This is a genomic window from Actinokineospora pegani, from assembly GCF_009745975.1.
Classification (GTDB): domain Bacteria; phylum Actinomycetota; class Actinomycetes; order Mycobacteriales; family Pseudonocardiaceae; genus Actinokineospora; species Actinokineospora pegani.
In genome coordinates this window covers 155,247-176,213 of the sequence record NZ_WHOL01000117.1, presented here as the reverse complement: position 1 = coordinate 176,213, position 20,967 = coordinate 155,247, and the positions used below count along the sequence as shown (strand labels likewise).

General features: G+C 70.8%; 19 protein-coding genes and 1 tRNA gene. 9 read left to right on the top strand and 11 right to left on the bottom strand.

Annotated features, from left to right (window positions below; genetic code table 11):
- Nucleotides 1–54 precede the first annotated feature (54 nt).
- The 4 genes from GCL84_RS24980 to GCL84_RS24965 all read right to left on the bottom strand — a co-directional run bounded on the left by GCL84_RS24980 (nucleotide 55) and on the right by GCL84_RS24965 (nucleotide 4,548).
- Nucleotides 55–1,125: a 2-oxoacid:ferredoxin oxidoreductase subunit beta gene (locus tag GCL84_RS24980; RefSeq protein WP_156757987.1), complete on the bottom strand. Its 1,071-nt coding sequence runs from the start codon at nucleotides 1,123–1,125 to the stop codon at nucleotides 55–57.
- Complete coding sequence (locus GCL84_RS24975; protein WP_156757986.1) at nucleotides 1,126–3,009, bottom strand: 2-oxoacid:acceptor oxidoreductase subunit alpha; 1,884 nt, start codon at nucleotides 3,007–3,009, stop codon at nucleotides 1,126–1,128.
- Nucleotides 3,010–3,317: 308 nt separating this feature from the next.
- On the bottom strand, nucleotides 3,318–4,088 hold the full coding sequence (locus GCL84_RS24970; RefSeq protein ID WP_156757985.1) for an enoyl-CoA hydratase: 771 nt from the start codon (nucleotides 4,086–4,088) through the stop codon (nucleotides 3,318–3,320).
- Nucleotides 4,089–4,098: 10 nt separating this feature from the next.
- Nucleotides 4,099–4,548 carry an Lrp/AsnC family transcriptional regulator gene (locus GCL84_RS24965; RefSeq protein WP_156757984.1) on the bottom strand — a complete coding sequence of 150 codons (450 nt, stop codon included), beginning with the start codon at nucleotides 4,546–4,548 and terminating at the stop codon, nucleotides 4,099–4,101.
- 74 nt (nucleotides 4,549–4,622) lie between these two features.
- Here GCL84_RS24965 and ddaH point away from each other — a divergent pair, with 74 nt between their 5' ends.
- Both ddaH and GCL84_RS24955 read left to right on the top strand, forming a co-directional pair.
- Nucleotides 4,623–5,495, top strand: coding sequence for a dimethylargininase (gene ddaH, locus GCL84_RS24960; protein ID WP_156757983.1), 873 nt, complete (start codon nucleotides 4,623–4,625; stop codon nucleotides 5,493–5,495).
- Between the two features lie 592 nt (nucleotides 5,496–6,087).
- Nucleotides 6,088–6,243 (top strand): hypothetical protein, encoded by a 156-nt coding sequence (locus tag GCL84_RS24955; RefSeq protein WP_156757982.1) that lies wholly within the window; start codon nucleotides 6,088–6,090, stop codon nucleotides 6,241–6,243.
- Here the strand turns inward: GCL84_RS24955 and GCL84_RS24950 are convergent.
- Nucleotides 6,230–6,787: a TetR/AcrR family transcriptional regulator gene (locus GCL84_RS24950; RefSeq protein ID WP_156757981.1), complete on the bottom strand. Its 558-nt coding sequence runs from the start codon at nucleotides 6,785–6,787 to the stop codon at nucleotides 6,230–6,232. The genes GCL84_RS24955 and GCL84_RS24950 overlap by 14 nt on opposite strands.
- Nucleotides 6,762–8,144, bottom strand: a complete 1,383-nt coding sequence (locus GCL84_RS24945; protein ID WP_156757980.1) for an amidase — start codon at nucleotides 8,142–8,144, stop codon at nucleotides 6,762–6,764. The genes GCL84_RS24950 and GCL84_RS24945 overlap by 26 nt, the downstream gene beginning before the upstream one ends.
- Before the next feature lie 82 nt (nucleotides 8,145–8,226).
- Between GCL84_RS24945 and GCL84_RS24940 the strand changes: the two genes are divergently transcribed.
- The 3 genes from GCL84_RS24940 (at nucleotide 8,227) to GCL84_RS24930 (ending at nucleotide 12,793) form a co-directional block, all read left to right on the top strand.
- Nucleotides 8,227–9,054, top strand: coding sequence for a siderophore-interacting protein (locus tag GCL84_RS24940; RefSeq protein WP_156757979.1), 828 nt, complete (start codon nucleotides 8,227–8,229; stop codon nucleotides 9,052–9,054).
- Between the two features lie 86 nt (nucleotides 9,055–9,140).
- Nucleotides 9,141–10,001 (top strand): zinc metalloprotease HtpX, encoded by an 861-nt coding sequence (gene htpX, locus GCL84_RS24935; protein ID WP_156757978.1) that lies wholly within the window; start codon nucleotides 9,141–9,143, stop codon nucleotides 9,999–10,001.
- 35 nt (nucleotides 10,002–10,036) lie between these two features.
- A complete protein-coding gene (locus GCL84_RS24930; RefSeq protein WP_156757977.1) occupies nucleotides 10,037–12,793 on the top strand; it encodes an NACHT domain-containing protein in 2,757 nt (918 codons plus the stop codon).
- On the opposite strand, the gene rfbA is transcribed toward GCL84_RS24930, so the two are convergent.
- Nucleotides 12,780–13,664 carry a glucose-1-phosphate thymidylyltransferase RfbA gene (gene rfbA, locus GCL84_RS24925; protein WP_156757976.1) on the bottom strand — a complete coding sequence of 295 codons (885 nt, stop codon included), beginning with the start codon at nucleotides 13,662–13,664 and terminating at the stop codon, nucleotides 12,780–12,782. The genes GCL84_RS24930 and rfbA overlap by 14 nt on opposite strands.
- A 129-nt stretch (nucleotides 13,665–13,793) precedes the next feature.
- The gene (locus GCL84_RS24920; protein WP_156757975.1) at nucleotides 13,794–14,285 is read right to left on the bottom strand and encodes a YajQ family cyclic di-GMP-binding protein; all 492 of its coding nucleotides are present in this window, start codon (nucleotides 14,283–14,285) and stop codon (nucleotides 13,794–13,796) included.
- Nucleotides 14,286–14,424: 139 nt separating this feature from the next.
- On the opposite strand from GCL84_RS24920, the gene GCL84_RS24915 reads away from it, so the two are divergent.
- A tRNA-Tyr gene (locus GCL84_RS24915) sits at nucleotides 14,425–14,508 on the top strand.
- A 1,022-nt stretch (nucleotides 14,509–15,530) separates the two neighbouring features.
- Nucleotides 15,531–15,935 carry a hypothetical protein gene (locus GCL84_RS24910; protein WP_156757974.1) on the top strand — a complete coding sequence of 135 codons (405 nt, stop codon included), beginning with the start codon at nucleotides 15,531–15,533 and terminating at the stop codon, nucleotides 15,933–15,935.
- Between the two features lie 45 nt (nucleotides 15,936–15,980).
- On the opposite strand, the gene GCL84_RS24905 is transcribed toward GCL84_RS24910, so the two are convergent.
- Together GCL84_RS24905 and GCL84_RS24900 are read right to left on the bottom strand one after the other, a co-directional pair.
- Nucleotides 15,981–17,144 (bottom strand): hypothetical protein, encoded by a 1,164-nt coding sequence (locus tag GCL84_RS24905; RefSeq protein WP_156757973.1) that lies wholly within the window; start codon nucleotides 17,142–17,144, stop codon nucleotides 15,981–15,983.
- Nucleotides 17,141–17,653, bottom strand: a complete 513-nt coding sequence (locus tag GCL84_RS24900; RefSeq protein WP_197523492.1) for a SigE family RNA polymerase sigma factor — start codon at nucleotides 17,651–17,653, stop codon at nucleotides 17,141–17,143. The genes GCL84_RS24905 and GCL84_RS24900 overlap by 4 nt, the downstream gene beginning before the upstream one ends.
- Nucleotides 17,654–17,746: 93 nt before the next feature.
- Here GCL84_RS24900 and GCL84_RS24895 point away from each other — a divergent pair, with 93 nt between their 5' ends.
- On the top strand, nucleotides 17,747–18,733 hold the full coding sequence (locus GCL84_RS24895; protein WP_156757971.1) for a DNA glycosylase AlkZ-like family protein: 987 nt from the start codon (nucleotides 17,747–17,749) through the stop codon (nucleotides 18,731–18,733).
- A 432-nt stretch (nucleotides 18,734–19,165) separates the two neighbouring features.
- Here GCL84_RS24895 and GCL84_RS30355 read toward each other — a convergent pair whose 3' ends face one another.
- Nucleotides 19,166–20,098, bottom strand: a complete 933-nt coding sequence (locus GCL84_RS30355; RefSeq protein ID WP_235926673.1) for a GNAT family N-acetyltransferase — start codon at nucleotides 20,096–20,098, stop codon at nucleotides 19,166–19,168.
- A gap of 61 nt (nucleotides 20,099–20,159) precedes the next feature.
- Between GCL84_RS30355 and GCL84_RS24885 the strand changes: the two genes are divergently transcribed.
- Nucleotides 20,160–20,954 (top strand): PhzF family phenazine biosynthesis protein, encoded by a 795-nt coding sequence (locus GCL84_RS24885; RefSeq protein ID WP_235926672.1) that lies wholly within the window; start codon nucleotides 20,160–20,162, stop codon nucleotides 20,952–20,954.
- Nucleotides 20,955–20,967: the final 13 nt, after the last annotated feature.

The following is a 20,967-nucleotide window of genomic DNA, read 5'->3' as shown; positions in this document are numbered from 1 at the left end:
GCGGGAAGGCCCCGCACTCAGCGCGAGTGCGGGGCCCTCCTGGGTCGCGGGGCGTCAGTCGGCGGCGACGGTCCAGGTGTCCTTGCCGCGCAGCAGCGACTGCAGGTTCGGCGCCTTCTGCTCCACCGCGGCCGCCACCTGGGCGCGCGCGGCGTCGTCGTAGGTGGGCCTGGCGACCGAGCGGAACACACCGGTGATGGTGTGGGTGAGGTCCTGGGTCGACAGCCGCGACAGCGCGAAGCTGTAGGACGGGTCGTCGTTGTGCGCGTCGTGCACCACCACGGCGTCCTCGCCGACGTCGGCGACCTTGGCCACCGACAGCGAGCCGAAGCCGGAGCGGACCACGCCGTACTCGCCGTCCTTGCCGAACACGATGGGCTTGCCGTGCTCGAGCGGGATCAGCCTGCTGGCCGCCTCGTCGGCGTCCTTGAGCACGTCGAACGCGCCGTCGTTGAAGATCGGGCAGTTCTGGTAGATCTCCACCAGCGCGGTGCCGCGGTGCTCGGCGGCCTGGCGCAGCACCTCGGTCAGGCCCTTGCGGTCGGAGTCGAGGGCCCGGCCGACGAAGGTGGCCTCCGCGCCCAGGGCCAGCGAGACCGGGTTGAACGGGTTGTCCAGCGAGCCCATCGGGGTCGACTTGGTGACCTTGCCGGTCTCCGAGGTGGGCGAGTACTGGCCCTTGGTCAGCCCATAGATCCGGTTGTTGAACAGCAGGATCTTGAGGTTCACGTTGCGGCGCAGCGTGTGGATGAGGTGGTTGCCGCCGATGGACAGCGCGTCGCCGTCACCGGTCACCACCCACACCGACAGGTCCTCGCGGGCGGTGGCCAGACCGGTGGCGATGGCCGTCGCGCGCCCGTGGATCGAGTGCATGCCGTAGGTGTTCATGTAGTACGGGAAGCGGGACGAGCACCCGATCCCGGACACGAACACGATGTTCTCGCGCTTGAGCCCCAGCGACGGCAGGAACGACTGGACCGCGTTGAGCACGACGTAGTCGCCGCACCCCGGGCACCAGCGCACCTCCTGGTCGGACTTGTAGTCCTTGGCCTTCTGCGGCTCGTCGGTGGTCGGAACGCCCGCGAGGCCACCGAGAGCGGGCAGACCCAGATCAATGGCAGTCATTTAAGCGTCGACACCTTTCACAACGCCGGTCAGGACGTCCTGGAGTTCTTCGGCCATGAACGGCAGACCCGCCACCTTGGTGTGGCTGATGACGTCCACCAGGTACCTGGCGCGCAGCAGCATCGCGAGCTGCCCGAGGTTCATCTCCGGCACCACGACCTTGTCGTAGCCCGCGAGCACCTCGCCCAGGTTCTTCGGGAACGGGTTGAGGTTGCGCAGGTGCGCCTGCGCGATGGCGTGGCCCTGCTTGCGCACCCGCCTGCACGCCGCGCCGATCGGGCCGAAGGACGAGCCCCAGCCCAGCACCAGCACCCGGGCCTTGCCGGAGGGGTCGTCCACGGCGAGGTCGGGGACCTCGACGCCGTCGACCTTGGCCTGGCGCAGCCGGACCATCTTGTCGTGGTTGGCCGGCTCGTAGGAGATGTTGCCGGTGCCGTCGGCCTTCTCCAGGCCGCCGATGCGGTGCTGCAGCCCGGCGGTGCCGGGGATGGCCCAGGCGCGCGCCAGGGTCTCCGGGTCGCGCAGGTAGGGCCAGAACTCGCCGGAGCCGTCGGTGGCGTTGGGCTCCGCGGCGAACTCGACGGTGAGGTCCGCCAGGTCCTCGACGTCGGGCACCAGCCACGGCTCGGAGCCGTTGGCGATCGCGCCGTCGGACAGCAGCATCACCGGCGTGCGGTACTTGAGCGCGATGTGCGTGGCCTCCACCGCCGCGGCGAAGCAGTCCGCCGGGGACTGCGGGGCCACGATCGGCACCGGCGACTCGCCGTTGCGGCCGAACATCGCCTGCAGCAGGTCGGCCTGCTCGGTCTTGGTCGGCAGGCCGGTCGAGGGCCCGCCGCGCTGCACGTCGATGACGAGCAGCGGCAGCTCGGTCATCACGCCCAAGCCGATGGCCTCGGACTTGAGCGCCACGCCGGGGCCCGAGGTCGAGGTCACGCCGAGCGCGCCGCCGTAGCTGGCGCCCAGCGCCGCGCAGATGCCCGCGATCTCGTCCTCGGCCTGGAAGGTCAGGATGCCGAACTGCTTGTACTTGCTCAGCTCGTGCAGGATGTCCGAGGCCGGGGTGATCGGGTAGGTGCCCAGCAGCACCGGCAGCTTCGACTGCTGCGAGGCGGCCACGATCCCGTACGCCAGCGCGGTGTTGCCGGTGATCTGGCGGTAGGTGCCGGGGGCCAGCTTCGCCGGGGCGACCTGGTAGGTCGTCGCGAAGGACTCGGTGGTCTCGCCGTAGTAGTAGCCCGCGCGGAAGGCCAGCACGTTGGCCTCGGCGATGTCGGGCTTCTTGGCGAACTTCTCCCGCAGGAACCGCTCGGTCCCCTCGGTGGGCCGGTGGTACATCCACGACAGCAGGCCCAGGGCGAACATGTTCTTGCAGCGCTCGGCGTCCTTCTTGCCCAGGCCGGTCTCGGCCAGCGCCTCCTGGGTGATCGAGGCCATCGCCACCGGGTGCACCTGGTAGGCCTCGAGCGAGTCGTCGTCGAGCGGGCTGCCGTCGTAGCCGACCTTGGTCAGGTTGCGCTTGACGAACTCGTCGGTGTTGACGATCAGCGTGCCGCCCGCGGGCAGGTCGCCGATGTTGGCCTTGAGCGCCGCCGGGTTCATCGCCACCAGCACGTCGGGGCGGTCGCCGGGAGTGAGGATGTCGTAGTCGGCGAAGTGCACCTGGAAGCTCGACACGCCGGGGATCGTGCCCTGGGGGGCCCGGATCTCGGCGGGGAAGTTCGGCATCGTCGACAGGTCGTTGCCGAAGGCAGCCGCCTCCGAGGTGAACCGGTCCCCGGTGAGCTGCATGCCATCGCCCGAGTCTCCCGCGAAGCGGATCACCACCCGGTCCAGTTTGGTGACGCCGCCGGTGGCGCCGTTGCCGTCCACGCTAGTGCTCATCAGCCGCCGTTCCCTCTCTCCCGCGCCAGGAAACGGCGCGCCGCAACACATCGGCAGAGTAGTCCTCCACCCGGTCAAGACCGCTCATCAGGCGCTCTCCGCTGCTTCCACGGTAGGCATGGCCGGGATCACCCCCCGCTCAGTGCGCCGTAGATCACAGCGGTCGCTACCCGGGCGGCCCCACCCGGTGGGTTATAGGGGCTAGTTCACTGTAACCGTTGGTTACGGCAATCCCGTATCGTGGACACTCGTTCTCGTTCTGTGAATGAGTCTCCCGCGGCGCGCTTGGCGATCGACCAACGCCGGTCTTAAGCCGAGCTTGAGATGCGCGCCTTCATGCTCGCCAGCAGCGCCGCGAACTCCGGGGTGCCCATGGACTCGACCTGCACCTCCAGCTCCGCCTCGACGGCCTCGGCGTGCTCGGGCATCCGGTGGGTGGCCCGCAGCGTCCGCTTGATTGTCTTCACCAGCTCGCGCGGACCCGCCGCCGCGGGGGCGGCCAGCGCGACCGCGGCTTCGACGAGCGCGTCGTGGTCGCCGTCGACGGTCTGGAACGACAGCCCGATCCGCCTGGCCTCCTCGGCGTCGGGGACGTGCTTGAACAGCGTCATCGCCGTGGCCGCCTGCGGGCCGACCAGCCGCTGCAGCATCCAGGTCATGCCGCCGCCGGGGTGGATGCCGAGCTGCAGGAAACGGGCGTCGTAGCGGGCGCGCGGCCCGGAGAGCCGCACGTCGGCGGCCAGCGCGAGGTTGAGCCCCGCCCCGACCGCCGCCCCGCCCACGGCCGCGATGGTCGGCAGCGTCGAGTTGGCGACGGCGAGGAACCCGGCGTAGATGCCGCGCAGTCCCTCGGCCTTGGACTCGCCGAGCACCGTCAGGTCGGCGCCCGCGCAGAACGCCGGGGGAGCGCCCGTGACCACGATCGCCGAGACCTCGGGATCGTCCTCGCAGTCGCGCACGTGCGCCGCGAGTTGCCGCGAACTTGCCAGCGTGAGCGCGTTGCGCCGCTCCGGGTCGTTGAGGGTCAGGACGGCCACCCCGTCGCGCTTGGCCAGCAGAACCGCGTTGTCCGTGCTCATGCCGAGGAACTTAGTTGGGTTCAGGCGCCGTGGGCCTGTCGAGCAGTGTGGAAAGCACCACGGTCGAGACCGTCCGCGAGATCATGTCGACCGCCCGCAGCCGCTCCAGGGCCTCCTCGAGGTGGTGGATGCTCGCCGCCCGCAGGTGCACGATCGCGTCGGCGGACCCGGAGACGGTGTAGGCGGCCACGACCTCCGGCAGCGGCTCCAACCGCTGGCGGATCCGGTCGGGGGAGACGTTGCCCTGGCAGTGCACCTCGACGAACGCCTCGGTGCCCCACCCGAGCGCCTCCGGGTCGACCACCGCCGTGAACCCCTTGAGCACCCCGTTCTCCAACAGCCGGTCCACCCGCCGCTTGACCGCGGGCGCCGACAGCGACACCGCCTTGCCGATCTCCGCGTAACTCGACCGCGCGTCGGCGACCAGCCGCGAAATGATTCGCTGATCTATGCTGTCCACACGCAACATAATGCCGGTCATCGGGCATGGAAGCGACATTGAACAGGGGTCAAAGCCTCCCTAGATTGCGAATCATGACGCCATCAGCGAGCACCGCCACCCTCGCCGTGCCCCGCGCCGTCGAGCGGGTCCCGACGGCCCGCCGCTACCTGATGTGCGAGCCCGCCCACTTCGCCATCGAGTACTCCATCAACCCCTGGATGGACCCCGACGCCCCCATGGACCGCGACCTGGCCCTGAGCCAGTGGCGCGCACTGGTGGCCACCTACGAGTCCCTGGGCCACGAGGTCCACCGCATAGACCCGGTCCCCGGCCTCCCCGACATGGTCTTCGCCGCCAACTCCGGCACCGTCGTCGCGGGCCGAGTCCTCGGCGCCCGCTTCCGCGCCCCCCAACGCGCCCCCGAGGCCGACCACTACCGCCGCTGGTTCCACACCCACGGCTACCCCGACATCACCATGCCCACCGCCACCAACGAGGCCGAGGGCGACCTGGTCTGGACCGGCGACCTCCTGCTGGCGGGAAGCGGCTTCCGCACAGACCCCGCAGCCCACCCCGAGGCCCAGGAGACTCTGGGCGTTCCAGTCGTCTCCCTCTCCCTCATCAACCCGTCGTACTACCACCTGGACGTGGCCCTGGTAGTCCTGTCGGAAGCCTCACCGACCCGCCGAGCCCACATCGCCTACTACCCCGCCGCCTTCTCCCACGGCACCCAACAAGTCCTGGCGGCGCTGTACCCAGACGCCATCATCGCCACCGAGACCGACGCAGCCTGCCTGGGCCTCAACGCGGTATCGGACGGCCTAAACGTGGTCCTCCCCCTGGAAGCCACCCACCTCCGCGCCGAACTAGAGGCCCACGGCTACACCCCCCACCCAGTAGCCGTCAGCGAGCTCCGCAAATCCGGCGGCGGCCCCAAGTGCTGCACCCTCGAACTCCGCGCCTGACCCCCGCCTGACCACCCGCCCAGCCCCCCACGCAGCAGTGGCCTGAGAGCAGGTCTCCCGTCTGCTCCCAGGCCACTCACCCTCCAAGTACCCCCTCCCCCCACTCAAAACCCCCCTTAACCCGTCCGTGTACACACCACCCACGGACAAACTCATCATGAAATAACCAAGAAACACCTGGCGTTCCAAGCCAACGCCGTGCTGGAATTGCTCAACGGCGGCGTCGCAGAGGTTGCTGTCGGGCTTATGCGGGTAAGCTGGCACCACGGGCGTAAGACACAAGAGGCCCCGCAGCGCGACAACGAGCGCACGACCTCGCCGCCCATCAACAAGCGTGGCGCCCCGCGGGTCAAGGTGATCCAGCAGGGCGAGCAGCGAAGTCCTCGAAATCCAGGTCACCCGCGTCTCCAACGCGCACGGCGATCCAGAGGACAGCGGACACCCCACAGTGCCCGCCCCAGACAGTGATCGACATCACGGCGACCGTGGTGTGGCGTACGGCCGGACAGGGAAATACCGGCACAGCCGCCCGCGATCTCGAGATGTCGAGCGATTGATGCCCCCCGCGGGCACTCCAGGAGGAACGACACCCTTGAACGAGAACACGACAGGCCCCGACGGCCGCCAGACCCCGCCGGTCCCGGTCTTCCAGAGCGCGCCCGGCGCCGACCAGCCGGAGCAGCCCGAGGTCACGCACGCCGTCAAGGCGATGCAGACCCCCGCGTTCACCAGCGCTAGCCAGGCCTGACCAGCAGGGTCAGCGCCTCGGCGATCCCGGTCGACCCCGAGGCGCCGGTGGCCAGGCGGCGCAGTTGCGTGCCCGCCACCAGCGCCACGACCGGCCCGGCCAGCCGCGCGGGCTCCGCCACGCCCAGCCCGCGCAGCACCGAGCGCGCGAGCTCGTCGTAGGCGGCGAAGCACTCGGTGGCCGCGTCCCGCAGCGACGGGTCGCGGCCCGCCTGGATGTAGAGCTCCAGCGGCGCGATCTCCTCGCGCCCGAAGGCGGTGCTCTCCACCACCTGCTCCACCAGTGCGGCCGCCTGCTCCACCGAGACCGGCCCGCGCCGCTGCCGCGAGAACTCCGTCAACCGGGTGGTCTCCTCGCGCACGAACAGCAGCAACGCCTCGCGCAGCAGCTCGGTCTGCGTCGCGAAGTGGTAGGTGATCGACCCCAGCGACACCCCGGCCTCGGCCGCGATGCGCCGGTTGGTCACCCCGGCCACGCCGGACGCGCCGATGACGCGCAGCACCGCGCGCAGGATTCGCTCACGCACGGGGCGGCGTCCGCTCATGCCAGCGCTCCACGCTCTCGAGCTCCGCGGCCAGCGATAGCAGCAACGGCTCGCTGTCAGCCGGTCCCAGGAGTTGCGCGCCCACCGGCAGCCACTCCTCGGTGAGCCCGGCGGGCACGCTCACGCCCGGCCAGCCCAGCACGTTCCACGGCCACGAGTACGGGCACGCCTGGATGATGCGCCGGTCGGTCTGCCAGCCGGTGAGCCCGTCGATCGCGCCGACGGGCAGCGGCGGTTGGGCTGTGGTCGGCGTCAGCACGACGTCGACCCGGTCGAAGATCCGCCCGACCCGCCGGTGGAACACCCCCAGGGTGGCGTGCGCGGCAGCCAGCGCCCGGCCGCGCAGGCGCCCGCCCATCCGCCCGTTGTCCTGGGTGCGCGGGTCGAGCAGCAGCGGGTCGGGGACGCGGCCGTGCCAGTCGTTGAGACCGCCCAGGGAGCGGGGCAGGAAGTTCAGGCCGATCAGGCCGTAGGCGGGCTCGGCGAGCACGATCTCGTGCCCCAGCTCCCGCAGCACGCGGGCCAGCCGCACGACCGCCGCCCTGACCTCCGGGTCGAGGGCGACCGGGAACCCGGTGAACGCCGGGCGCAGCGACAGCGCGATCCGCAGCCTGCCGGGCTGGCGGGCGGCGGCCTCGGTGTGGCGGGTGCCGGTGTCGGCCAGCACGTCGAGCAGCAGTGCCGCGTCGCCGACGGTGCGAGCCAGGGCGCCGCTGGTGGTGATGCCGTTGAACAGCTCCTCCTCCGGCAGCGGCGACAACCGCCCGCGCTGCGGCTTGATGCCGACCAGGTTCGTCCACGACGCCGGGATGCGCACCGACCCGGCGCCGTCCGAGCCCACCGCGGCGGGCACGATCCCGGCCGCGACCGCCGCCGCCGACCCGCCGGACGAGCCGCCGGGGGAGTGGTCGAGCCGCCACGGGTTGCGGGTGGTCCCGAACGCCGCGCCCTCGGTGATCGGCCACTGGCCGAACTCGGGGGTGTTCGTCTTGCCGACGATCACCGCGCCCGCGGCCTTGAGCAGCCGCACCAGCTCGCAGTCGGCGGTGGCGGGCGCGAATTCGCCCGCGCAGCCGAAGGCCGTGGGCTCGCCCTCGACGTCGACGTCGTCCTTGATCGCGACCGGGACGCCGAGCAGCGGCAGCCGCTCGCCCGCGGCGAGCCGTTCGTCGGCCCGCGCGGCCTCCTCCCTGGCCCGCGCGGCGCGCACGACGCGGAAGGCGTTGAGCGTCGGCTGGGTGTCCTCGATGTCGGCCATGACCCGCTCGACCAGGGCAACCGCGCTGGTCGAGCCGGTGGCAAGCGATTGCGCCGTTGCCGCGAGGCCTGCGAAGCGCAGGTCTGGTGCCGTCGTCATGGGAGCCTCCTGTTCGTTCGAACGAACAGTACCTGGGGACCGGTTTGGAACGGGCCCGCCGACCGGGTGAGGATGTGCTGCGATGACTGACAACCCGATGACTGACAACCCGATGACTGACAACCCGGCGGGCGCTCGACCGCCCGAGCCCTCGACCCGCCGCCGCTCCCGCCGTCAGGAGACCCGCCTCTGGCACCTGCCGGTGACGCGCGTCGAGCGGGTGACGCCGAACCTGGCCAGGATCACCGTCCGCGACGAGTCGCTGGCCGTGCTCGCGGGCGCCGGGACCGACCAGAACGTGATGCTCTACCTGTACCCGGAGGGCACCGAGCTGCCCGAGCCGCTGACGCTCGACGGCGCGCGCGGCCTGTGGTCCCAGGTCCGGCCGCTGACCAGGACGTACACGATCCGGCGGCACGACCCGGAGACGAACGAGGTCGACTTCGACTTCGTCCTGCACGGCGACATCGGCCCGGCCTCGGCCTGGGCGTCCCGGGTGGCCGTCGGCGACATGATGATCTTCGTCGGGCCCTCGCCCGCCTACCAGCCCGACCCGGACGCCGACTGGTACCTGCTCGCCGGGGACGAGACGGCGCTGCCCGCCATCGCCAACATCATGGCCGCGGTGCGCGCCCCCGTCGTCGCGTTCGTCGAGGTCGCCGGGCCGGAGGAGGAGCAGGACCTGCCCGGGGTCACCTGGTTGCACCGCGACGCGCCCGCGGGCGAGAGCACCGTTCTCGTCGACGCGATCCGGGCCGCCGAACTGCCCCCCGGGACCCCGGAGGTGTGGCTCGCGGGGGAGCGCTCGGCCATGGTCGACGTGCGCGCGCACCTGTTGGAGGACAGGGGTTTCCCGCGCAAGCAGGTGCGGCCCACCACGTACTGGCGACTCGGTGAGAGCGGCAACTGACCTACCGTCCGGTTGGAACTTCTCGGTCGTGGGCCTCGTTGGACCCTGCGGAACGAAACAACGACTTCACACCGGGAGGAGCGCCCGTGCACCGCCATGCCAACGGGGTCAAGACCGCGCTCCTGCTCGGCGGCCTCACCGCCCTGGTCCTGCTGGTCAGCTCGCTGTTCGGACGCACCGCCCTGCTGATCGGCATCGGCGTCGCGGTCGTCGTGAACGGCTACGCGTTCTTCAACTCCGACAAGCTCGCCCTGCGCTCGATGCGCGCCCGGCCCGTCTCCCAGGCCGAGCAGCCCGCGCTCTACCGCATCGTCCGCGAGCTGGCCACCGCCGCCCGCCAGCCGGTGCCGCGCCTGTACATCAGCCCCACCCAGGCGCCCAACGCCTTCGCCACCGGCCGCGGCCCCCGCACCGCCGCCATCTGCTGCACCACCGGCCTGCTGGACCTGCTCGACGAGCGCGAACTCCGCGGCGTCCTGGCCCACGAGCTCGCACACGTCCACAACCGGGACATCCTCATCAGCTCCGTCGCGGGAGCCCTCGCCACCGTCGTGAGCATGCTCGCCAACATCGCCTTCTTCACCGGCCTGTTCGGCGGCGACGACGAGGACAGCAACCCCCTGGGCCTGCTGCTGGTCGCCATCCTCGGCCCCATCGCGGGCGTCATCGTCCAGATGGCCGTCAGCCGCTCCCGCGAGTACCAGGCCGACGAGTCCGCAGCCCGCCTCACCGGCGACCCGGAGGGCCTGGCCAGCGCCCTGCGCAAGCTCGGCCTGGGCACCCAGGCCGCCCCCCTGGCCCCCGAACCCGCCCTCGTCAGCCAGTCGCACCTGATGATCGCCAACCCCTTCCGCCCCGGCGACGGCCTGTCCAAGGCGTTCAGCACCCACCCGCCCCTGGCCGACCGCATCGCCCGCCTGGAGCGGATGGCCCTCCCGGAGCTGTGATCACCGCCTGACGGTCATCGCCTAACCTGAGCGCCGTGCGACGTGACCCGGCGATCACCTTCCGCGGCGCCCTGCAGATCCTGGGCGTGCACGACCGCCCGTGGCTGGACCGGCTGAACGCGCTGCTGGGCGGGGTGGTGCTGGCCTCGGTCGGGGTGCCGCCGGTCAGCGGGCTGTTCGAGCTGGTCGACCAGAAGAACGAGGCGACCGGGCTGCTGCGCTCGGCGGTGGGCTCGGTGTCCCAGCGGCTGACCCGCACCGGCGGACTGGACCGGCACGAGCTGGTCCTCGCCGCGCACACCGCCATCGTCGTGTCCGCGCTGTTCGACACGATCGACAGGGCGTACCCGGGTGTCGACTTCAGCGACACGGAGAAGCTGGGGATCGTCACCGGTAGCTGGGAGCGCTCGGGGGAGTCGGTCGTCCGCGCCCTGTACGGCGCGGAGGTGCCCGCGCCGGCGCTGTCCCGGGGGTTCCACGAGAACGTCGCCGCCGTCCGGGAGTGGGCGGGCGCAGCCCTGGTGCCCGTCGACGCGTTCCTGGACGGCCTCGCGGGCGACTTCCGGCCCCTGGCAGGCGACTCGCAGGTCCTCGCCCTGGTCGAGGGCACCTACCGCACCAGCTTCCAGTCCCTCGCCGCCACGGTGCCCGAGTTCAAGGTCTGGTCCGACCTCACCGAGCACGCCGCCACCCGCTCCGCCCTGGCCCGCTTGGAAACCCTGCTCACCACCCCCGTCCCCGCCGCCACCCGAGACCTCCGCACCCGCCTCGCCGCCATCAACCGAGCCGAACTCACCCGCCGGGTGATCGACGTCGACACCGACGGCTTCGGCTCCGACACGGTGTTCCCCGACGTCGCCGACATCTTCATCACCCCCCGCTTCCGCCACACGACCGCCGCCACCCGCGACCACCGCATCGCCGACGACACCTGGTGGCACAACGAGGTCCCGGTGAGCACCGACCTGGACCTGGCCCTGGCCCGCCACTTCTCCGGCGGCGAGTCCACAGCGCGCCCACTTCTCCTGCTCGGCCACCCCGGCGCCGGGAAGTCCCTGCTCATGAAGGTCCTGGCCGCCCGCCTCCCGGCGGACACCTACACCGTCGTCCGCGTGCCGCTGCGCCGCGTCGAGGCCAACGCCACGATCACCGAGCAGGTCCAGGCCGCGCTGTCGCTGATCTCCAACCGCGCCATCCCGTGGGACGACTTGGCCGACCAGAGCGCTTCCTCGGTCCGGGTGATCCTGCTCGACGGCCTCGACGAGCTGCTGCAAGCCACCACCCACGACCGCAGCCGCTACCTCGCCGAGGTCGCCGAGTTCCAGCGCACCGAGGCCGTCCTGGGCCGACCGGTCGCCGTCGTGGTCACCTCCCGGACGCTGGTCGCCGACCGCGTGCGCCTGCCCGAGGGCACGCCCGTGGTCAAGCTCGAACCGTTCGACGCCGTGCAGATCGAGGAATGGGTGCGGGCGTGGAACAACGCCAACGTCCGCGAGATGCCCTTGGCCCAAGCGCTGCAACACGACGATCTGGCGCAGCAGCCGTTGTTGCTGCTCATGCTGACCCTCTACTTCACCGACCCCCAGGTGGAACTCGCAGGCGACCTCACGCTGGCTGAGCTGTACGAGAGCCTTTTCGCCACCTACGCCCGCCGCGAGGTCACCAAGCAAGCTGGCCGCCCCCTGTCGGACGGGGAGGCCAAGGAAGCGGTCCGGACCCAGCTCGACCGCCTCTCGGTGGCGGCGATGGGAATGTTCAACCGCGGCACCCAAATGATCACTGAGGACGACCTGGCCAAGGACCTCGCCGCCCTCGGCCGGACAGTCCCGCCGGGTGTTCGGGTCCTCGGCGAGTTCTTCTTCATCCACGCGCCCGAGGCGACCGTGGAGGTGGCGCAGCGGGGCTACGAATTCCTGCACGCCACCTTCGGCGAGTACTTGGTGGCGTCCTTCGTCGTGGAGACCCTTCGGGACGTGGCCGATTCCGCCTTCGGCGGCAGACGGGAACGAGACCCCGACGACGAGCTCCTCGCCGCGCTGTTCGGGTTCCAGCCGTTGACCATTCAGGCCCCGGTGGTCGAATTCCTCTTCGAGATGCTCAGTCGGCTACCGGCTGACGAGCGCGCGGACATCTCGGCTGTGCTGGACAAACTGATCGCCACCCGGCGGTCGGTGGTGCCGCGTCCGGAGTACCGCCCCCTGCCACCCAACATCGTCCGCTTCTTGGCGGCACACTCGCTGAACCTGTACCTGCTGCGCGGGATCATCGGGCCGATCGACCTCCCCGACGACGGCTCGTGGCGCGCGCAGGTGGACCTGTGGTCGGCAGGCCTGGACGTCGAGGGCTTCCGCTCGATCACCGGCTTCCTCAAGCGCGAGTCGCACAAAGTCTCCACAGCGCTCGACTACTGGCAAGCCACCGTCCGAGACGACGACATCAACACCGCCGTGCTGCAAGGCAACATCGTGCGCTTGAACAGACTTCGCGCCGGGATGGAGGTGCTCAACCAACGGTGGCACCAGCACGATGAATTCGTAGAACCTGGTGAGTGGAATGCGGTCGCTAGAGGAGTGCTTGCCCAACTGGCGCTGGGAGACCTCTGGCTCGTGCCCCCGGAACCACCGTCGGGGGAGTCTTTTGCATCAAAGAAGGCGATCGCCGAACTGGGTGCTCTTGTTCTGCGGGTCTGGTCGCAGAACTGGCCGAAGAACCTGATCCCGAAGTTTAGGAGGTGGCTCACGGAGGTCGATCCCACGTGGGAACAGATCACCCCACCGTTCAGCTCGAACTAGCGCCCGCCGCCACGGCCAGGGACTGGATGTACTGCCCGTACCCCGACTTCGCCAGCTTGGCGCCCAGCGCATAGGCCTGGTCCGGGCTGATGAACCCCCGGTCCATGGCGACCTCTTCCAGGCACGCCACCCGCACCCCGGTCCGGTGCTCCAGCGTCTGCACGAACTGCCCCGCCTCCAGCAGCGAGTCGTGCGTGCCGGTGTCCAACCACGCGAAGCCGCGCCCCAGTTCCAGCAGCCGGGCCTTGCCGCGCCGCAGGTACTCCAGGTTGACGTCGGTGATCTCGAGCTCGCCGCGCGGCGACGGGGTCAGGTTCTTGGCGATGCCGACCACGTCGTTGTCGTAGAAGTAGAGGCCGGTGATGGCCCGGTTGGACTTGGGCTTGGCGGGCTTCTCCTCGATGGAGACCAGCATCCCGTCCGGCCCGACCTCGCCAACGCCGTAGCGCTCGGGGTCCTTGACCTGGTAGCCGAACAGCACCGCGCCGTCCACGTCGGAGGTGTTGGCCCGCAGCAGACCGGAGAAGCCCATCCCGAAGAAGATGTTGTCCCCCAGCACGAGCGCCACGTCGTCATCGCCGATGAACGGCTCACCGATGATGAACGCCTCGGCCAGCCCGTTGGGCTCGGCCTGCTCGGCGTAGGCGAACTCCACCCCGAACTGCGACCCGTCCCCCAGCAACCGCTTGAACAGCGGGAGGTCCGTCGGGGTCGAGATGATCAGGATCTCCCTGATCCCGGCCAGCATCAGCACCGAGATCGGGTAGTAGACCATCGGCTTGTCGTAGACGGGCAGCAGCTGCTTGGACACCGCCTGGGTGATCGGGTGCAGCCTGGTGCCGCTTCCCCCCGCGAGGACGATGCCCTTCATCAAGCCGCTCCCGTCGTAGCCGATCTGTGACCGTCCAGAGGCTACCGGGACGCGGAACCACCCCGGCCGGCGGCTGAAGCGGCCCCGGGGCGCGCCACACCGCACGGCGGGCGCGTCCCCCGAGCTGGGTCAGCGGTAGTTCGTGAACTGCAGCGCGATGCCGAAGTCCGCGCCCTTGAGCAGGGCGATGACGTCCTGCAAGAGGTCCTTCTTCTTGCCCGAGACGCGCAGTTGGTCGCCCTGGATCTGGGCCTGGACGCCCTTGGGCCCCTCGTCGCGGATCTTCTTGGCGATCTCCTTGGCCTTGTCGGTGGTGATGCCCTGCACCAGGGTGCCGGTGAGCTTGTAGACCTTGCCCGACACCGCGGGCTCGCCGTGGTCGAACGCCTTCTGCGAGACGCTCCGCTTCACCAGCTTCTCCTTGAAGACCTCCAGCGCGGCCAGGCAGCGCTCCTCGGTCTCCGCCGAGATGAGGATGGACTCGTCGCCGGTCCACTCCACCTTCGCCTCGGTCCCCCGGAAGTCGAACCTGGTGGACAGCTCCTTGGCCGCCTGGCGAAGCGCGTTGTCGACCTCCTGCCGATCAACCTTGCTCACCACGTCGAACGACGGATCCGCCACGTGTACTGCACCTCCGGCTCAGGTCTGCCTGCTGGTCGCCGAGGATGCTACCGCCGCCGCCCCCCACCAGTGGGGTACCCGTTGGCGCGCCGCCAGACCCATTCGGTATGGTCTCCCACGTCCACAGCGCTGGACACCCGGCGGGTTGCCCGAGCGGCCAATGGGAGCGGACTGTAAATCCGTCGCGAAAGCTTCAGAGGTTCGAATCCTCTACCCGCCACCAGCAGGTCTGACCTGCGGATACAACAGAAGACAAGACCGGATGCTGGTCTTGGTGGACGGCCTTGGGTGCGAACAGCACTCGAGGCCGTTTCTCTTGTTGGGGCCCGAGTCAACTGTGGGCTTGGACAACGCGAGAACCCCCGCGCTTCTGCTGGTGCTCCCCAGGAGTCCGCCCACTGCAATTGTCTCCAGCGCGCGGATGATCTGGACTCACGCGGCGCTGTATGGGATCTGGAACGAGGTGACCAGTGGGGTGGTGGTGACCTCCGCCTTGGGAACCTCGGAGAAGTAGAGTTCGACGGCTTCGCGGAGGTTGGCTGGAGCTTCCTGGATTGACTGGCCTGGCTGGCGATGTCGACCTCGAGGCACTGGGCGATGAACCAGTCCTCTTCCTGGTGCACTGCCGCGGTCAGCGTCCGCTGTTCGCTCATGCCTCCAGTTTCCCACCTGCCCAGGCCGCGTGCCTCGTGCGGACGTCGGGCTGCTGGATTCGAATCTTTCCTGGGTGGTCGGTGCGCGAGTGCTCTTTCTGATTAGTGCTCGGCGACTCATTGCGCTTCCTTATTTGTGAGTACCGCTGATGGTGGTTTGTTGGAAACTCTTCCGCAGGGTGTCCGGCCCGCTCGGTGGCGAGCCCCGACCGGGGCGGGTGGTGTGGGCGGGCAACGGAAAGAATGTCGGCGATTGTTCGAAAGTCAGCACTCTCGCGTGCCGCTGGCGAACGCGCGGGGTGCGTTGATCTCTTTGTGGTAGCGCGGGGACTGCTTTCGCAGCATCTTGCAGATGGTCACTCGCAGGAGGGACGTCTTCAGGGCGGGTACTGGCTAGTTTCCGGTCTGGAGTGTCCGGTGATGACGACAGGGGATTGTCGCTGTGGAGTGGAGAAAACGGGTTGGGGGCGTCGTCGCGGCCCTGGTTGTGCTCGGGGGGACGAGTGCGGGGACCGCGAGTGCGCAGATCGATGGCGCGGCCGACAGGTCGGTGCGCAAGGAGGTGCGGGCCACGCCAAGGAGTGGGCCGCCGGTGGGGGCGGTGGAGGTTGACCTGCTGCCTGACACGCGGCAGGACCGGCCGTCGGGGCAGGTCGGGATTCAGGCGTCCTACCTGCCGTTCACGTTCAGCTACGACTTCACCAGTTCGCTGGTGTCGCGGACGTTCTGGCCGGTGGCCGGGCGGGCGTGCGTCTCGCTGCGCGGGGGTGGGAGCACCGACCCCGTGTACTTCCTGCGGGAGGTGAAGGTTGAGATGTGGGACGCCTACGGCACGGACACGCGCCGGGGGCAGGTCGCCAGGTACCCGCTCAACGGCGGGTACTACGGGTACTGCTGGAACGGCCTGATCGCGGGGCACGAGCACTACTTCCGGATCACCAAGGACTGGAACCACGGTGCCCGGGTCTGGGGCAGCGGGTGGACCTCGCCGTTGTGAGTTGTCCGGGGGACGGGGCGGCGCGCTCCGCCCCGCCCCCGCGGCTCAGGGGGTGCCCGCGCTGATGCGCAGCAGCGGGCCCGGCTGGGTGCTCGACGCGGCTTGGCGGATGGTCCAGGGGTCGGTCGAGTCGATGAAGCCGACGGTCAGCGGGAACGGGGCGTCGGCGAGCGAGACCCGGTTGCCCGGGAATGGCTTGCGCGACGAGGCGGGTTCGAAGGTCAGCACCGAGCCCTGCTTGCCCAGGGTCCCGGTGACGCCGCCCATGTGGCGGATCTCGACCTCCCGGCCCGTCAGATCGGTGTCGACCGACCCGTCCGCGGTGATCACGCCGATGACGCCGTCCGGGGTGGCCACGTAGTCCCCGGCCGTGCCGGGGACGATCAGCCGCAGGGCCGACCGGGACGGGACGACCTCGGTGACCACCGGGTCGTCGACCCCCGAGGCCAGGACGACGTCCTGGTTGTCGAACGTGGCGACCGTGTCCCAGGCGCCCGCGCCATCGGCGAACACGTTCCAGGTCACGCCCGGCTCGACGCGCGGGGTGGGGACCTGGCTGTCGGTGGCGGAGTTGTCCAGCGTGATCCACTCGACCCCCGGTTCGGCCAGGGCGAACCCGATCGAGCCGCCGCCCGTGATCGGCTCGTCGCCTGCCAGCGGGGTCGCCGAGACGAACCCCACCGCCCGCTGCCCGCGCTGGACCGGGCCGGTGGCCCGCAGGACCAGGGTGCTGGTGTCCGGCGACTCGCCGACGCCGCCCACCGGGCTGGTCACGAAGCCGACCGTCGTCGCGCCCGAGGCGTCGATCGCGACCAGCACGACCACCGCCAGCGGCGCGACGCTGGGCGGGGAGCTGCCCGCGTAGACCGCGCGCACCGACCCGCCGACCGACCAGGCCTGCCGCGCGCGCTCGATCAGGGCGTCGTCGCCTGCCAACTGCCCGCGCACCCCCCAGTCCGCGATCGAGGCCACCGCGACCGGGACGTGCCCGTCGCCGGTGCTCGGCCACAGCGAGAAGGTCGTGGCCACCACGGTCAGCGCGGCCGCGACCACGAACGCGACCGTGCGCCGCTGCTTGCGCTGCTCGCCGCGCCGCTGGTGCAGTCCGGCCAGCAGGGAGTCCACGTGGGCGGGGTGGCTGTGCACGTCCACCGCGCCCAGCTCGTACCGCAGCCGGGCAAGCACGTCGTCGTCGCTGTCTCCGGTCACTTGGGCCCCCTCCTCCCCGGCGCGGCGGCCTCCTCGGCCACCCACAAACTCCTGATCTTGGCCAGACCCCTGCTGGTCAGCGACTTCACCGTGCCGACCGAGCAGCCCAGCGCCTTGGCCGCCTGCGCCTCGGTCATGTCGCCGAACACCCGGCACACCACCGCGGCCCGCTGCCGCGCGGGCAGCTGCTGCAACATCTGGAGGACGTGCGAGTGCGCCACGACGGACCCGGTGAAGTCCGCCACGTCCACGTGCTCGCCCAGCTCGTCCACCGGCACCGGCGGCTTGTTCCGCACGGTGCGCAGGAACTCGTGGTAGACCGCCTTGCGCGCATAGGCGATCTTGTTGTCGGGGCGGACGAGCCGCCACCGGGCCAGGCAGCGCATCAGCGCCTCCTGGACGATCTCTTCCGCGTCGACCCGGCGTCCGGTGAGCATGACGGCGTAGCGCAGCAGTTGGTCGTGCCGCTCCCGGACGAACTCGTCGAAGTCGGGGTCACCGCCCCGCACGCCACCACCTCCTGCCTCACCCACCTAGATGGCGGTCGGCGCGGGAAGGTTGCCGCGCGCTCGGGAAATCCCCCCGCGCGCTACCGTGCCGCCATGGACCTGGTCTCCCGCAGTGTGTCCCAGGGCCTCGCCGGTCAGCGCCCCGGTTCGCCGGTCGACGCGGTGCGCCGCATCGTCGGCCAGCCCGCCCGCGACCCGTTCGCCGCCGCCCTGGCCATCCGCGCGCGCACCGACGGCCTGGTCCTCGGCGACGTCGACGACGCCCTGACCTCCGGCGCGCTGGTCCGCACCTGGGCGATGCGCGGTGCGCTGCACGTCGTCGCCGCGGCGGACGCGGCGTGGCTGGTGGCCCTGCTCGGCCCGCGCGCCGCCGCCGACCTGCGCGACCGCAGGCACGCGCTCGGCCTCGACGACACGCGCGTCGCACACGGCGCCAAGGTCCTCGCCGAGAGCTGCGTCGTGCCGCGCACCCGCGCCGAGCTGCTCGCCGACCTGGCCGAGTCGGGGATGGCCCTGGACGACACGCGCGCGTTCGCCCAGCTCGTGGTGTTCACGGCGCTGACCGGCCAGATCGTCCGCGTCGCCGACGTGGGCGGCGAGCCGACCTTCGCCCGCGCGGAGACGTGCGTGGAGGAGGAGGCGGTGCTGCTGGACCGGTTGGCCTCGCGCTACCTGGCCGGCTACGGGCCCGCGACCTGGGAGGACTTCGCGGCCTGGTCCGGGCTGCCGACGGGCAAGGCCAAGTCGGCGTTCGGTCGGCAGTACCCGCCCGCTGCCCCGCCGGAGCCTGCGCGGACTGTGCGGCTGCTGGGGCCTTCGGACGCATACTTGCTGGGGTACGGGTCGCGGGTGTTCGTGGTGCCGTCCGGCTTTGAGGAGCGGGTCGAGCAGGAGGGGGTCGTGCAGCCGCTGGTGGTGGTCGACGGGGGGACTGTGGGGACCTGGGGGATGGAGGGCGGGGTGGTGCAGGTGGCGCCGTTCGCGATCTTGCCTCGGGGAGTGGGGGCGTTGTTGCGGGCTGAGGTGGGGGAGTTGGGGCGGTTCCTGGGGGTTGAGCTGGTGTTGCAGGAGCGGGCTTAGGCCGGTCGGCCCGCGCCTGCCTGGTTTCGCACCGGAGGCAACGCCTTGATCAGCGTCGTGAACCCGGGATGTCCGCTGGTCGAGGCGGCGGCTGGCACCATCGACCTCCCACGGCCGGCGCTGAGCCACCCTCGAGAAGGTCGACCGTATGTGAGATCGAACCGGCCCAAGATCGCTTTGCGGGGGGAACCCTCGGGGTGCCTGGGGATCGTTTCGGAGTTGTCCACAGGCATGATCGACTTTGGGGGGTGGCGGGGTTTGGGCCGGTAGAATGGGCTTCGGGACGCCCCCAGAGGTGTGGCGGGGTTTGTTGCGGGGCGGGTGGGGGTTGGTGTGGGTGGTTGTGCGCGGTGGGGGTTGAGGATTGGGGCGCGTGGCTGTGAGTCCGCGATCGGTGTTCTGGGTGATCGATTGATGCCGCGGTCGTGGCCGTTAGCGGCGGATGGGGCGGCGTTGCCAGGTGGTCCAGAGGGGGCGGTAGCCGTGGGAGTACCAGAACGGCGTTGACCTGGGGTTGGGGAGGGCGTGGTGGAGCAGGGTCACGCCAACGCCCTGGGAGTCGAGGGTGGTGTGGACGTGGTGGGCCAGGGTGGTGCCTATGCCTGCGCCGCGGTGGGTGGTGGTCACGCCGAGGCTGGAGAGGTAGGCGGGGTTGGGGGCCGAGGTGTAGCGGGTGGTCCAGGAGGACACGGGGTGGAGTTGCACGTGGGCGTAGCCGAGGGGGTGGCCCGCGTCCTCGGCGATCCAGACCGGGGGGCCGGGTTGGGTCAGCAGGAAGGAGACCTGGTTGCGGAGGGCCTCTTCGGTGTCCTCGCGCGGGGTGATCTTGCCGAAGGGGGCGTCGTAGTGGACCACCTCCAGGTTGAGGTGGACCAGGGTGTCCAGGTCGGCCGTGGTGGCCGGGCGGATGTCGAGCCCGGTGGCGGGGGGCGGGCCTGGCTTGCCCGCGGTCCTGATGGCCAGGGTGCTGACGGGGGCGAAGCCGCGGTGCAGCAGCGCCAGCACCGCCTCGGTGTCGCGGGAGGGGAGTTCGACCACGGCGGCGCAGTCGGGGTCGCCGGGGGTGACGGCGCCGGAGAGCAGGTCGAACCAGGAGTCGAGCAGGGCGCCGAGGGTGGTGGCGCGGTCGTGGCCCGCGAGGCGGACCTCCAGGTTGTGCCGCACCGCCGCGTCCCAGGTGCGGGCGGCCGTGCCCGCGGGCGAGTCCTGGCGCCAGGCGATCGCGGCGCCGTCGGGGGTGGTGATGAGCCTGCCCGCGCCGGGGGCCAGCGGCGGGGGCGGGGGCAGCAGCGGGTCGAGCGCGGCCAGCCGGTCCGCGTGCGCGTCCGCCACGGCCACCAGCGCGTCCACATCGAACTCGGTCACCGGGACATCCAAGCGCAAGGCGTGCAGAGTGGGGCGGGGCACCGGAGCAGAGGAGAGCACCGTGGAGATCACCTTCGTCGACAGCTTCACCGACACCCCGTTCCGGGGGAACCCGGCGGCTGTCGTCGTGCTCGACCGGCCTGCCGGGGCGGGGTGGATGCAGGCCGTCGCCGCCGAGGTGAACCTGTCGGAGACCGCGTTCGTCGTGGTGGGCGGGGACGGGCCGCTGCCGTTGCGCTGGTTCACCCCGCGCGCCGAGGTCGACCTGTGCGGGCACGCCACCCTCGCCGCCGCGCACGTGCTGGGCGGCGAGCGGCGGTTCGACACCCGCAGCGGGGTGCTCACCACCACCGAGGCCGACGGGTGGATCGAGATGGACTTCCCCGCCGACGAGACCGCGCCCATCGAGGTGCGCACCGAGCTGGCGGCTGCGCTGCCCGGCGTGACCGTCGTCGAGGCCAGGCGCGGCCGCGACGACTACCTGGTCCGCGTCGCCGACCTGGGGCAGGTGCGCGCCGTGCGGCCCGATCTCGCAGAGTTGGCACGCCTGTCCGCCAGAGGGGTGATCGTCACCGCCGAGGGGGGTGACGGCGCCGACTTCGGCAGCCGCTGCTTCTACCCCGCCCACGGCATCGACGAGGACCCCGTCACCGGATCGGCGCACTGCTCGCTGGCCACCTACTGGGCGGCGGAGACCGGCAAGTCCGAGCTGGTCGCTGACCAACTCTCAGCACGCGGCGGACGGCTGCGGCTGACCGTCGACGGGGACCGGGTGCGGCTGCGCGGGCAGGCGGTGACCGTTATCACGGGCACCCTCTCCGCTGGAGCGTCGGCTGAATCCGGTGTCCACGAGTAACGAGGACAGGTGC

What these genes read in the sequence shown, in the direction of transcription:
- GCL84_RS24980 (WP_156757987.1), bottom strand. Translation starts at nt 1,125, where the DNA reads ATGACTGCCATTGATCTGGGTCTGCCCGCTCTCGGTGGCCTCGCGGGC.
- GCL84_RS24975 (WP_156757986.1), bottom strand. Translation starts at nt 3,009, where the DNA reads ATGAGCACTAGCGTGGACGGCAACGGCGCCACCGGCGGCGTCACCAAA.
- GCL84_RS24970 (WP_156757985.1), bottom strand. Translation starts at nt 4,088, where the DNA reads ATGAGCACGGACAACGCGGTTCTGCTGGCCAAGCGCGACGGGGTGGCC.
- ddaH (WP_156757983.1), top strand. Translation starts at nt 4,623, where the DNA reads ATGACGCCATCAGCGAGCACCGCCACCCTCGCCGTGCCCCGCGCCGTC.
- GCL84_RS24950 (WP_156757981.1), bottom strand. Translation starts at nt 6,787, where the DNA reads ATGAGCGGACGCCGCCCCGTGCGTGAGCGAATCCTGCGCGCGGTGCTG.
- GCL84_RS24945 (WP_156757980.1), bottom strand. Translation starts at nt 8,144, where the DNA reads ATGACGACGGCACCAGACCTGCGCTTCGCAGGCCTCGCGGCAACGGCG.
- GCL84_RS24940 (WP_156757979.1), top strand. Translation starts at nt 8,227, where the DNA reads ATGACTGACAACCCGATGACTGACAACCCGATGACTGACAACCCGGCG.
- rfbA (WP_156757976.1), bottom strand. Translation starts at nt 13,664, where the DNA reads ATGAAGGGCATCGTCCTCGCGGGGGGAAGCGGCACCAGGCTGCACCCG.
- GCL84_RS24895 (WP_156757971.1), top strand. Translation starts at nt 17,747, where the DNA reads ATGGACCTGGTCTCCCGCAGTGTGTCCCAGGGCCTCGCCGGTCAGCGC.